The sequence below is a fragment of the Pseudomonas sp. BIGb0278 genome, assembly GCF_024809895.1.
Classification (GTDB): Bacteria; Pseudomonadota; Gammaproteobacteria; order Pseudomonadales; family Pseudomonadaceae; genus Aquipseudomonas; species Aquipseudomonas shirazensis.
This window is the reverse complement of record NZ_JANUEL010000001.1, coordinates 154,975-167,401: the sequence shown is the minus strand read 5'-3', so window position 1 is coordinate 167,401 and position 12,427 is coordinate 154,975. Positions and strand designations below refer to the sequence as shown.

The following is a 12,427-nucleotide window of genomic DNA, read 5'->3' as shown; positions in this document are numbered from 1 at the left end:
GATAACCAAAAGGAATACGAGCAGTGGACCTGGCCAACCTCAGTGCGTTTATCGCCATCGCCGAGACCGGCAGTTTTTCTGGCGCAGGAGAACGCCTGCATTTGACCCAGCCCGCCATCAGCAAACGCATCGCTGGCCTTGAGCAGCAACTTGACGTTCGCCTGTTCGATCGGCTGGGCCGCGAAGTGACCCTGACCGAGGCCGGCCGCGCCCTGCTCCCGCGTGCCTACCAGATACTCAATGTACTCGACGATACACGACGCGCCCTGAGCAATCTGACCGGTGAAGTCACGGGTAGGCTGACCCTGGCGACCAGCCACCACATCGGCCTGCACCGCCTGCCACCGTTATTGCGGGCTTTCACCCGTCAGTACCCCCTGGTTGCGCTGGATATTCAGTTCCTAGATTCGGAAGCGGCCTACGATGAAATACTCCACGGCCGGGCTGAAATCGCGGTAATTACCCTGGCCCCCGAACCGCACAACCTGGTGCGCGCGGTGCCGGTCTGGGACGATCCGCTGGATCTGGTGGCTGCCCCCGAGCACCCGCTGGCCAGCAGCGAGACAGTGAGCCTGGCTGACGTCGCCCGCCATCCGGCAGTGTTTCCCGGCGGCAATACCTTTACCCACCACATTGTCCAGCGCCTGTTCGAAAGCCAGGGCCTGACACCCAACATCGCGATGAGCACCAACTACCTGGAAACCATCAAGATGATGGTCTCGATCGGCCTTGCCTGGAGCGTGCTGCCGCGCACCATGCTCGATGATCAGGTTGCGCCTATCGCTTTGCCCGGCGTAAAGCTGACGCGGCAGCTAGGCTACATTCTGCACACCGAGCGCACCCTTTCGAATGCCGCCAAGGCATTCATGGCCCTGCTCGACAGTCACGCCGGCAGCGCCTGACGGTTCGTCGGGGCGGCACACCACTCTCAGGGACAGGTCACTCGCCAAAGGTCTGGTATCGATGCCCAAATCAGCTAACCGTTTTCCGCGCTTGCCGCGTATTCCTGCTGTCGACCCGCAGGACTCGGAGTTGGCCTGGCAGAACGCCCCGCAGTTGCTGGCGGCGCTCAATGGCGCGCAATTGGGCGCTTGGCTGTGGGATATCGACAGTGGCCGAATCAGTTGGTCGCGAGGCACCCAGGCGCTGTTCGGCTTCGATCCGCAGCAGCCTTTGCCCAGTGATATCGACTACCTTGAACTGCTCCCGGAGGAAGACCGCGCGCGTACCCGCCTGGCGTTTCAGGCGGTGGTCAATGGCGAGCCCATCGAGCAGGCCATGCGTCATCGGATTCGGTGGCCCGACGGCAGCCTGCACTGGCTGGAAGTCAGCGGCAGCCTGACCCACGACCGTAATGGCCGCCGGCAGATGATCGGCGTGATCCGCGAAATCACCCGCCAGCGCGACCGCGAAACGGCCTTGATCAACTCGGAAAAACGCTTTGCCAGCCTGTTTCACATGAGCCCCAATGCCATTCTGTTGAGTCGGCGCAAAGACGGCATGCTGTTCGAGGTCAACCAGCATTTTGAAGACATGTTCGGCTGGCCCGGGGCGCAGATCGTCGGCAAGACCAGTATCGAACTGGGCCTGTGGGTGCATCCGGAACAGCGCCAGCAGGTACTGGAGGCGACCCGCTACAACACCGGGCCGATCACCATGGAAGTGCAGTTTCGCGGCAGCGGCGGCAAGGTCCACGACGGCATCCTGTGCACCCAGAGCATCGAGCTGGAGGGCATAGCGTTTCTACTCACTACCTTTGTCGATACCAGCGAGCGCAAGCGCGCCGAGCTTGCCCTCAAGGACAGCCAGGAACGCCTCGACCTGGCGCTGGACTCTGCCCAGCTGGGGACCTGGGACTGGCATATCCCCAGCGGCATGCTCTACGGCTCGGCGCGCGCCGCGCAGCTGCATGGGCTGGAGCCGGTGCCGTTTCATGAATCCTTCGAAGCATTTTTCGAAGGTGTGCCTGAACAGGAGCGTGAGGCCATGCGCCAGTCTTATCGCAGCTTGCGCGAAGGCCCGGCGGGCAGTTACCAGATCACCTATCGGGTGCAGCTGGAAAATGGCGCAGCGCGCTATATAGAAAGCCGCGCCCGCCTCTACCGTGACGAGCAGGGCAATCCGTTGCGCATGGCTGGCACCCTGCTCGACATCACCGACCAGGTCGAGCGCGAGCAGCGCCTGAGCGCCTCTGAAGAAAAGTTCGCCAGCCTCTTCCAGGTCAGCCCCGACCCAATCTGCGTAACCCGCCAGGACAATGGCCAGTTCATCGAGATCAACCCGGCCTTCAGCCAGACCTTTGGCTGGAGCGCGCAACAGGTGCTCGGCCGCACCGCCGAGCAGATCGGCCTGTGGGCAGAAACCGCAGAGCGCGCCCAGCGTATCGAACACGTGATCCGCGAACGGGCGCTGAGCAACGTCGCAGTCGTGGTCAACCATCGTAGTGGCGCGCCCATGACCTGTGTCATTTCCAGCCGCCTGATCATGGTCGATAACCAGCCCTGCAGCGTGACCTCACTGCGTGACATCACTCAGCAGCAGCGCGCCGAAGCGGCAATCAAGGCCAGTGAAGAGAAATTCGCCAAGGCGTTTCACTCCAGCCCCGACGCCATCACCATAACCGTGCGCGCCAGCGGCCTGTACCTGGAAGTCAACGACGGCTTCTGCCGCCTGACGGGCTACAGCATTGACGAAGTGATCGGGCGTACCGTGCACGAGCTCGGCATCTGGGCCGACGACACGCAACGGGCGACCTTGCTCAGCGAGATCAAACTGCGCGGGCGGGTGCACCACCGCGAGATGCTCGGACGCAACAAACGCGGCGAGCTGCTGACGGTGGAAGTGTCGGTCGAGCCGATTACCCTGAATGCCACCGAATGCCTGCTGCTGACCGCGCGCGACGTCAGCCAGCTGAAAAACGCCCAGGCGCAGATTCGCCACCTGGCGTACCACGACCCGCTCACCAACCTGCCCAACCGAGCCCTGCTGATGGACCGCCTGAGCCAGCAGATCGCCCTGCTCAAGCGGCACAACCTGCGCGGCGCGCTGCTGTTTCTCGACCTCGATCACTTCAAGCACATCAACGACTCACTCGGTCACCCGGTCGGCGACATCGTGCTCAAGGTCATCACCGCCCGGCTCGAGGCCAGCGTGCGCCTGGAAGACACCGTGGCGCGCCTGGGCGGCGACGAGTTCGTGGTCTTGCTCAGCGGTCTGGAAGGCAGCCGCGAGACGGTTGAAGGCAAGGTCCGCGAACTGGCCGACACCCTGCGCGAATTGCTCGCCGAGCCGATGTCTCTGGACGGCCAGCGCCTGCAAGTCACCCCCAGCATTGGCGTTGCCTTGATCCCCGATCATGGGGCTACGCCTGCCGACTTGCTCAAGCGCGCCGACATTGCCCTGTACCGGGCGAAGGACTCTGGGCGCAACACCACCCAGCTGTACCACACCACCATGCAAAAGGCCGCCAGTGAACGCCTGCGCATGGAGAATGACCTGCGCCAAGCGTTGGCCCGCGGCGAACTGGCGCTGCACTTTCAGCCGCAGGTGGATGCTCGCGACAATCGCATTGTCGGCGCTGAAGTACTGCTGCGCTGGCATCACCCGCAACTGGGGCAGCAACCGCCCTCGCAGTTCATCCAGGTGCTGGAAGAAAGCGGGCTGATTCTGGAGGTGGGTAGCTGGATTCTCGACGAGGCCTGTGATGCCTGCGCCGGCATGCTCAGCGACGGCCTGATCAAGGCGGACGAGTTCAGCCTGTGCGTGAATATCAGCCCGCGGCAGTTCCGCCAGAACGACTTTGTCGGCAGAGTGCTGCGCAGCCTGGACGACTATCGCCTGCCCCGGCACATGCTCAAGCTGGAGATTACCGAGGGCATCGTGATCCAGAATCTGGAGGACACCATCGCCAAGATGCGTGAACTCAAAGGCTACGGCGTGAGTTTTGCCATGGATGACTTCGGCACCGGTTACTCGTCGCTGACCTATCTCAAGCGGCTGCCGGTGGATACCTTGAAGATCGACCAGTCATTCGTGCGCGATGCGCCGATAGATCCCAATGATGCCGAGATCGTCCGCGCCATCGTCGCCATGGCCCGCAGCCTTGAGTTGACGATCATTGCCGAGGGCGTCGAGCTGAGCGAGCAATTGGAGTTTCTGGAGCGGCTGGGTTGCCATTTGTATCAGGGGTATTTGCATAGCCGACCGTTGCCGCTGAGCGAGTTCAGGCAAATGTTGCTTGAGGCACCGGCGGATTATTGATCAGGCGGGGGATAGAGGAATGGGGCCGCGAGGCGGCCCCAGCCAATCGTCAGTTCAACGCTGGCTTGTCAGCACTGATCGGGATCCGCTTGGCTTTGGCTTCTTCCGGCACGACGCGCAGCAGTTCGACGCTGAGCAGTCCGTTGGCCAGGCCTGCGGATTTCACTTCGATGTGGTCGGCCAGGCGGAACGACAACTTGAAGGCACGCTGAGCGATGCCCTGGTGCAGGTAGGTCACTGCGTCGTTGCTGGCGTCGCGTTTGCCGCCAGTAACCGTCAGTACGCCCTTCTCAACCTGCAGTTCAAGGTCTGATTCCTGGAAGCCTGCTGCTGCAACCACGATGCGATAGTGATCATCGCCATGTTTTTCCACGTTGTAGGGCGGGTAGCTGCTACCGGCCTCATTACGCGCCGCGGATTCGAACAGGTCGTTGAAACGGTCGAAACCAACGGAATGGCGGAACAGTGGTGCAAGGGAGAAAGCGGTAGTCATGGTCATAAACTCCTGAAAATCAGCAAGTGAGTCAATCCGCGACCCGAATTCGGCATCGCGTACTAAATAGATATGGCCCGACCAACCGCTTTCAAGAGCTCAACCAAAAAAATTTTTAAAATTTGCTCAGGCCACTGCTTCACATGGCAGCTGGCTGATGTCGGCACCCAGCAAATGGGTGATCCGCTGACAATCATCGACCCGGCGCAGTTCGGCAAATAACAGTACTGCTTCCGGATAGCTGCGAGTCAGCATTGCCACCCACTGCTTCATCCGCCCCGGCGCATAGCGCGGCGACAGCTTGGCCTGGGCCTGACGCCAAAACTCGCGCAGCAACGGCAACAGCGCCTGCCAGGCAAGCGGCTGATACTCGAGCCCCGCCCGTGCAGCAGCAATCTGCAGGCCCAGATCAGGCCGCGACACCAGGCCACGGCCGAGCATGATGTCTTCAGCGCCGCTGACCTCGCGGCACCGTCGCCAGTCGTCCACGGTCCAGATCTCGCCATTGGCGAACACCGGCACCTTGACCACATCCTGCACCCGCGCCACCCACTCCCAGTGCGCCGGCGGCTTGTAGCCCTCGACCTTGGTCCGTGCATGCACCACCAGGTGCGCCGAGCCACCTTCGGCCAACGCGGTAGCGCAATCGAGGGCGCCATCCGGGGTATCGAAGCCCAGACGCATCTTGGCCGTGACCGGGATGTGGGCAGGCACCGCCCGGCGCACTTCACGGACGATCGCGTGGAGCAACTCAGGCTCCTTGAGCAACACCGCCCCACCGCGGGACTTGTTCACCGTCTTGGCCGGGCAGCCGAAATTCAGGTCGATCACCGGCGCGCCCAGCTCGCAGGCCAATGCAGCGTTTTCAGCCAGGCACACCGGATCGGAGCCAAGCAACTGCACGCGCATGGGCACACCTGCCGCAGTACGCGCGCCGTGGCGCAGTTCAGGGGCGAGCTTGTCGAACTGGGAAGGTGGCAGCAGGCGGTCGCAGACGCGAATGAACTCGGTCACGCACCAGTCGACACCGCCGACCCGCGTGAGGACGTCGCGCAGGATGTTGTCGACCAGCCCCTCCATGGGGGCCAGGGCAATTTGCATGAGGGGGCTCTTCAAAAATTTGCATTCTATCAGAGAAGAAACCCGGACGGACGGAGGGCAGCTGCTGAGGCGAGAGCACCACGGTGCGCAACACAATCGCCCGTTTGAAAAATAATTGCGTGGAATTCAGATTTTTTTCACGTTTAACCGCTCGCGATTGACAGTAACAATTCCTACAGCGCATCCAGTACAGTCAGAAGAAAAACTTGCGCTTAAGAAAACAGCGAGCAACTAATAGCATTTCAATCCTGGGACTACATTAATTTAGGAAATTTCTGAAATCCATTTCGCAGGATTATTCGCCAAATAACGAAACTCAATAAACATACTACACCGTAGAGGTACCCATTGATCGCCGGGTAACATTGACGAACAGCATCAAAACTACTAAACCTTGAAAAATCTACACCGGGGCATTCAAGGAGGCAAAATGACAACTACATTTGGAACTACGCTGCTGAAGTTAAAAACAGGGGTCGCCAACCACTTCGATCCTGAGTTCTTTGGAGGATCGGGCGGTGCAGGTGGCTGTGGAGGTAGCGGCGGATGCAGCGGCGGGAGTGATGGCTCTGGCGGATCCGGATGCTTTAAGCGATCTCACATAAAGATATATACAATTACCAAATTATTTATCATCGAACAACTCAGAGAGCCCACCGCACTTCTATGGACCACACTCTCCCCGTGCGCATTATTCTACTTCATGGCTTCATCAAAACACGCTCAACTGGCGCCGCCAGACTACACGTCGTCGGCATCATGGTTTTATGCATACATCGCATGCAGCTCAGCCTTATTCGGCTTGAGCTACTACCTCATTGGCCGGCGAGAGAGTGGGTTCATACGGTCATTCATCTATAACGAATCTGCACTGAGGCTATTTCTAACCTCGCACATCCTCAGTAATAGCTGTATCAGCGCGATCCACTTCTCTATCTTCTATTTAATTACCAAGCCCATGACAGGCGCTTATTCCATCACGGAGTACACATTCCTACTGACGGGTTTTTACATTAGCTACCTGGGGTTTGCATCGATCGGTCTGATTTTTACTATTTTGCCGATCAAGTTCAGTACAGCAGGCACTCTATTTTCAATCTTTTCATTTGCGATGTTGGTGCTAGGGTTTATCAGTGCTTCAGCTACTGAATCCTCAACGCCTCTTTCACGCTACAATCCGCTTGCCCTGATCGCAGCGCTGCTATCGGGCGACATCCCATTGCTGACAGCTGCTGTCGCCGTCGCTGCTTCATTCCTGTTTAGTCTTTATCTGGCCAAGCGCTATTTTCGCATCCAACCCGTATGGAGCAGATACTGAATGACCAAGATCACTATCCGCGACCTAGGCTACTCATATGCTCGCACCCCGCTGTTCCATAAACTCAATTTTTCTGCCTACCGAGGTGAGGCTATCGGAATACTCGGCTCCAATGGCGCGGGCAAGACCACCTTGTTTGACTTGATTTGTAATCTTAGGAAGCCAGACGCCGGTACCCTGACCAATAACGCTTGCCGTCAGTTATACCTATCCCAAACGCTGTCACCTCCCCCAGGCTTGCGTATGCAGGAGATTCACGCCCTCATCACTCATCTTGATGGGGACAAGCCGCTTAGCGCGGGTGAAACCTTCAAGTGCATGGAGCGATGGTCAGTCCCCTTGTATAAACGCTATGCGGCCCTCTGGAACAAAAAACTAGCGAACTGCAGCTATGGAGAAATAAGGAGTTTTTTCACGCTGACGTTGCTCGTGATGCAGGGCGACTTGCTTATCCTTGATGAGCCGACAGCTGGCGTTGACCCGGAGTTCCGGCACTATATATGGCTGGCCATTCGCAAGGCCTGCGCAGAGGGCGCGACCGTGCTCGTCTCATCACACCACATTCAGGAAATCACGGCTAACTGTGATCGGTTCTACATGCTTGCTCAACGCACATTGCAGGAGTTCAGCAGTGCCGAACATTTTATGACCCACCACGACACAGAGTGCCTTGACGAAGCGTTTATCCTCGCTTCGTCGAAAGACTGATTGAGGTATCACATCAGCGCCTGCCCATAACCTTCAATGAATTCGCCCGGCATACGCTTGGGCTTGCCGGTCGACAGCTCGATACAGACAAAGGTGGTTTGCGCGCGCAGCAGGGTCACGCCGTCGCTCGGGCGCTTGAGCTGAAACCGGCGGGTCATGCGCAGGCGCTGGTCCCAGTCGACGATCCAGGTGGCCAGTTGCAGCTCGTCATCTTCGTAGCCGGCAGCCAGGTAATCGATTTCGTGGCGAACAACGGCCATGGCCCGGTCAAGACGGCGATATTCGGCCAGGTCCAGACCCAGACGCTGCGAGTGGCGCCAGGCGCAGCGCTCCAGCCAGGTGACGTAGACCGCGTTGTTGGCGTGGCCGAGGCCGTCGATGTCGTCACCGCCAACGCGTAGGTCGATGATGAATGGCGATGCCAGATCCCAGCTCATGCGCGCTCCGAAGGTCATTGAACGCGTTGATTGTACCGGATGCTCAGGCGCTTTGGCGTGCTGGTGTGGCAGCGCGCGCCAGCAGCTCAAGCACGCCTTCGACCAGGAGCGGGTCGGCCAGCACACGCTGGTGACCGCCTTCTTCGAGCATCAGCAAGCGGCTGTCGAACCAGGCCTTGTGGATCAATTGCGCTTCGCTGGCAGCGACCAGAGGATCATCACTGGCGTGCACTATCAGGCCCGGCAGCTCGAGTTGATAGCCGTTGACGTCAAGCCGGGCGACTTGCAGGCCGACATCCTGCTCGACCTGGCGAATAAACGCCGCCCGCGCCCGCGCCGGCATGCCCAGCCGCTGGGCAAAACCGCGCAATACCCCGAGCAGTTGCGCCGGCGCGGCAATGCTGACCGCAGCCTCGGTGCGCAAACCCCATTGCAGCGCCAGCAAGACACTGGCACCGCCCATCGAATGGCCGATCACGGCGCGCAGCGGCGGCAGTTCGGCAGCAGCTTCGAGCAGCGCCCGGGCAAACAGCGCCACATGCGCCTGGCGGCCCGGAGAACGTCCATGGGCCGGCCCTTCCAGCGACACCACGGTATGCCCGGCCGCCACCAGCGCTTCAATCAACGCGGCAAACTGGGTTGGGCGCCCTTCCCAACCGTGCATCATCAGCACCGTCGGCCCCTGGCCCCAGCGCAGCGCTGACAGGCCGAAGCGCAAGGTGATGCGTTCAGCTGTCGCCAGCAAGGGCAACTCCCATTGCCGCGGCGGCAGGTTGCGCGGGGTCATGAAGGCGCGGCGCATCTTGCCCGCTATATGCTCGGGGGCCAGCCGGCCCAGGGTACCGTTGACGCCGCGAATCCAGCTCAGGGTAGTCATCATCAATACTCCAGTCAGGCCACTAGATGACCGCCGACTTGGCGGCGCACAGGATTCGGTTGGACAGCTCACTGGTGCCCAGCGCCCGGGCCAGCGCCAGGCCACCGATCATCAGCGCCAGGTCGGCCAACGCCTTGTCGGCGTCCTCAGGGCGGTCGACCATCTGCGCGGTCATCAGCTCCAGGTGCTCGGCCAGCGCCTCGCGAAACGCCTCAGGCAGGCGCTGCATCTCGCTCAGCGAGGTGGGCAACGGGCATGCCTGCTCGAGCGCGTCGCGATGCTTGCGTGACAGGTAGAAAGCAGCAGCGAGGGCACGGCGGCCGGCGCCGTCCAGGGCTGGATCGATCTGGGTGAATAAACCGCGGCGCTCGCTCAGCAACTGGCTGAACGCCTCGAGCATGAGTTCGTCCTTGCTGTCGAAGTGCGCGTAGAAACCGCCCACGGTCAACCCGGCGGCGCCCATCACCTGACTCACACTGGGCTCGGCCGGTCCGTGCTGGATCAACGCGCTGCGGGCTGAATCGAGAATGCGTTGGCGGGTCTTGCTCTTCTTGTCGTTCATAAGCCACCCGATAAATATTATGAGTGTAATATGATGCACATAATATTTATTGGCAAGCGAAAAAATCGAGCTCAGGCCGCTTCATTGAAAAAGTAAGGAAGGCAGAAAAAACAAAAGGCCCATTCAATAATCGAATGAGCCTTATAAGCCCCGCAAAACGCGAGAAAAAATTGGCGTCCCCTAGGGGACTCGAACCCCTGTTACCGCCGTGAAAGGGCGGTGTCCTAGGCCACTAGACGAAGGGGACTTGTAACCTTCGTGCAGGCCCGCTTTCACGAACCCTGGCAAATATTGGTGGAGCTAAGCGGGATCGAACCGCTGACCTCCTGCATGCCATGCAGGCGCTCTCCCAGCTGAGCTATAGCCCCTAAAACAAAAGGCCCATCCAATATGCGAATGAGCCTTTAAAGCCCCGCAAAACGCGGGTAAAACTGGCGTCCCCTAGGGGACTCGAACCCCTGTTACCGCCGTGAAAGGGCGGTGTCCTAGGCCACTAGACGAAGGGGACATAACCTTCGTGCCGGTTCGCTTGCACAAACCGCGGCAAAATTGGTGGAGCTAAGCGGGATCGAACCGCTGACCTCCTGCATGCCATGCAGGCGCTCTCCCAGCTGAGCTATAGCCCCGGATTTCTAGCCTCGCGGCCCAGCGACATGGTTATACATCGCTTGTGTAAAACTGGCGTCCCCTAGGGGACTCGAACCCCTGTTACCGCCGTGAAAGGGCGGTGTCCTAGGCCACTAGACGAAGGGGACGAACCTTCTACCGTGAAACCTGGCGCTGGTGCCGGGTTTCATTCTCCGCCAGCAGTGCTGGCCAAGAATCGGAATTTGGTGGAGCTAAGCGGGATCGAACCGCTGACCTCCTGCATGCCATGCAGGCGCTCTCCCAGCTGAGCTATAGCCCCACAATGTCGCTTTGAACTGAATTGCCGGCTGGGTTGCTGACAGTTCTTTACGTTCATCGCTGTGGACGGGGCGCATATTAAGATCGGATGGCTATGCTGTCAAACGAATTTTTGAAATTAACCAAAAGATTTTTCACAGATAACAATCACTTACCGCCCTGCCCCAGCAATTGACGATTTTGCCTACGGCAGCCGGCCCGCCCAGCGTCAGCTGGGACAGGCAAGCACGCTTGGGTAGCTGGCTGTCAGGCAATGTTGGCCAGCAGTTTTTCCCATTCCTTGTTTTCTTTCTTCGACACACCACCGAGCAGATCCAGCGCCTGACGCAGGCGGTAGCGAGTCAGGTCAGGGCCAAGGATTTCCATCGCATCCAGCACCGACACCGAACTGGCCTGGCCTGAGATGGCAGCAAACATCAGCGGCATGGCGTCACGCAGCTTCAGCTCAAGCGATTCGACCACGGCCTGGATGCAACCGGTGATGCGGTCTTTTTCCCACTGGCGCAAGCTCTCCAGCTTCCACAGAATCAGCTGGATGACCTGGCGGACCTGATCGGGCGAGAGCTTCTTGTGCTCGAACAGCTTGGCATCAAGCTTCAACGCACCCTCGAAGAAGAAGCCACCCAATGGGGCGATCTGGCTGAAGGTCTCTACGCGGCCCTGCACATGCGGCGCGATCTTCATCATGTAATCGCTGTTGAACGCCCACTTCTGTACCCGTGCAGCGAACTCCTCGACCGGCAACTCACGCAGCCACTGGCCGTTGAGCCAGGACAGCTTTTCGATATCGAAGATCGGCCCACCCAGGGAAACCCGCGACAGGTCGAAGTGCTCGACCATCTCGGCCAGGGAAAACTTCTCGCGCTCGTCCGGCATCGACCAGCCCATGCGGCCGAGGTAATTGAGCATGGCTTCGGGCATGAAGCCCATGCGCTCGTAGAAGGTGACCGAAGTCGGATTCTTGCGCTTGGACAGCTTGCTCTTGTCCGGGTTACGCAGCAGCGGCATGTAGCACAGCTGCGGCTGCTCCCAGCCGAAGTACTCATACAGTTTGATCAGCTTGGGCGCCGACGGCAGCCACTCTTCGCCACGCAGGACGTGAGTGATGCCCATCAGGTGGTCATCGACCACGTTGGCCAGGAAGTAGGTCGGAAGGCCGTCGTTCTTCATCAGGACCTGCATGTCCATGCGATCCCACGGGATTTCGACATCGCCACGGAGCATGTCCGGGACCACGCAGACGCCTTCGCTTGGCACCTTCATGCGGATCACATGGGGCTCACCAGCGGCCAGGCGACGCTGCACTTCCTCAGCGCTGAGCAACAGCGCGCGGCCGTCGTAACGCGGCGTCTCGCCCCGGGCCATCTGTTCGGCGCGCATCTGGTCGAGTTCTTCTGCGGTACAGAAGCAGTAGAACGCATGCCCGGCGTCAACCAGCTGTTTGGCGTACTTCGCGTAGATCTCGCCACGCTCGCTCTGCCGGTAAGGGCCGTGCGGGCCGCCCACGTCCGGGCCTTCGTTCCACTCGATGCCCAACCAGCGCAGGGCGTCGAAAATCTGCTGTTCCGATTCACGGGTCGAACGCAGCTGATCGGTGTCCTCGATGCGCAGGATGAATTCGCCGCCGTGCTGCTTGGCAAAGCAGTAGTTGAACAGGGCGATGTAGGCGGTGCCAACATGGGGGTCGCCGGTGGGCGATGGCGCGATACGCGTGCGAACGGTGGTCATGGAGGGTCTCGAACGAAGTTGAAACAAAGGCGCGATG

At 59.8% G+C, this 12,427-nt stretch carries 10 protein-coding genes and 6 tRNA genes; 4 read left to right on the top strand and 12 right to left on the bottom strand.

The genetic code is table 11. The annotated features are described in order from the left end of the window. Nucleotides 1–23: 23 nt before the first annotated feature. Both M2396_RS00800 and M2396_RS00795 read left to right on the top strand, forming a co-directional pair. Nucleotides 24–902 (top strand): LysR family transcriptional regulator, encoded by an 879-nt coding sequence (locus M2396_RS00800; RefSeq protein ID WP_101321431.1) that lies wholly within the window; start codon nucleotides 24–26, stop codon nucleotides 900–902. A gap of 61 nt (nucleotides 903–963) precedes the next feature. Next, complete coding sequence (locus M2396_RS00795) at nucleotides 964–4,260, top strand: PAS domain S-box protein (protein WP_259072370.1); 3,297 nt, start codon at nucleotides 964–966, stop codon at nucleotides 4,258–4,260. Between the two features lie 49 nt (nucleotides 4,261–4,309). Here the strand turns inward: M2396_RS00795 and M2396_RS00790 are convergent, their stop codons facing one another. Beyond that, nucleotides 4,310–4,753, bottom strand: coding sequence for an Hsp20 family protein (locus M2396_RS00790; protein ID WP_101321435.1), 444 nt, complete (start codon nucleotides 4,751–4,753; stop codon nucleotides 4,310–4,312). A 126-nt stretch (nucleotides 4,754–4,879) separates the two neighbouring features. Continuing rightward, nucleotides 4,880–5,854 carry a tRNA-dihydrouridine synthase gene (locus tag M2396_RS00785; RefSeq protein WP_101321437.1) on the bottom strand — a complete coding sequence of 325 codons (975 nt, stop codon included), beginning with the start codon at nucleotides 5,852–5,854 and terminating at the stop codon, nucleotides 4,880–4,882. 430 nt (nucleotides 5,855–6,284) lie between these two features. On the opposite strand from M2396_RS00785, the gene M2396_RS00780 reads away from it, so the two are divergent. Beyond that, nucleotides 6,285–7,172 carry a hypothetical protein gene (locus M2396_RS00780; protein WP_224785551.1) on the top strand — a complete coding sequence of 296 codons (888 nt, stop codon included), beginning with the start codon at nucleotides 6,285–6,287 and terminating at the stop codon, nucleotides 7,170–7,172. After that, nucleotides 7,173–7,880, top strand: a complete 708-nt coding sequence (locus M2396_RS00775) for an ATP-binding cassette domain-containing protein (RefSeq protein ID WP_259072368.1) — start codon at nucleotides 7,173–7,175, stop codon at nucleotides 7,878–7,880. 8 nt (nucleotides 7,881–7,888) lie between these two features. Here M2396_RS00775 and M2396_RS00770 read toward each other — a convergent pair whose 3' ends face one another. The 10 genes from M2396_RS00770 to gltX all read right to left on the bottom strand — a co-directional run bounded on the left by M2396_RS00770 (nucleotide 7,889) and on the right by gltX (nucleotide 12,390). Next, on the bottom strand, nucleotides 7,889–8,317 hold the full coding sequence (locus tag M2396_RS00770; RefSeq protein WP_101321451.1) for a thioesterase family protein: 429 nt from the start codon (nucleotides 8,315–8,317) through the stop codon (nucleotides 7,889–7,891). Nucleotides 8,318–8,360: 43 nt separating this feature from the next. After that, complete coding sequence (locus M2396_RS00765; RefSeq protein ID WP_101323080.1) at nucleotides 8,361–9,194, bottom strand: alpha/beta hydrolase; 834 nt, start codon at nucleotides 9,192–9,194, stop codon at nucleotides 8,361–8,363. Between the two features lie 22 nt (nucleotides 9,195–9,216). Next, a complete protein-coding gene (locus tag M2396_RS00760; RefSeq protein ID WP_259072367.1) occupies nucleotides 9,217–9,756 on the bottom strand; it encodes a TetR/AcrR family transcriptional regulator in 540 nt (179 codons plus the stop codon). Nucleotides 9,757–9,927: 171 nt separating this feature from the next. Next, a tRNA-Glu gene (locus tag M2396_RS00755) sits at nucleotides 9,928–10,003 on the bottom strand. Between the two features lie 45 nt (nucleotides 10,004–10,048). Next, a tRNA-Ala gene (locus M2396_RS00750) sits at nucleotides 10,049–10,124 on the bottom strand. Between the two features lie 64 nt (nucleotides 10,125–10,188). Beyond that, nucleotides 10,189–10,264, bottom strand: a tRNA-Glu gene (locus tag M2396_RS00745). Nucleotides 10,265–10,306: 42 nt separating this feature from the next. Further along, nucleotides 10,307–10,382, bottom strand: a tRNA-Ala gene (locus M2396_RS00740). 53 nt (nucleotides 10,383–10,435) lie between these two features. Then, a tRNA-Glu gene (locus M2396_RS00735) sits at nucleotides 10,436–10,511 on the bottom strand. 76 nt (nucleotides 10,512–10,587) lie between these two features. Then, nucleotides 10,588–10,663 (bottom strand) — tRNA-Ala (locus tag M2396_RS00730). A 245-nt stretch (nucleotides 10,664–10,908) separates the two neighbouring features. Further along, nucleotides 10,909–12,390 carry a glutamate--tRNA ligase gene (gltX, locus tag M2396_RS00725; RefSeq protein WP_103438112.1) on the bottom strand — a complete coding sequence of 494 codons (1,482 nt, stop codon included), beginning with the start codon at nucleotides 12,388–12,390 and terminating at the stop codon, nucleotides 10,909–10,911. Nucleotides 12,391–12,427: the final 37 nt, after the last annotated feature.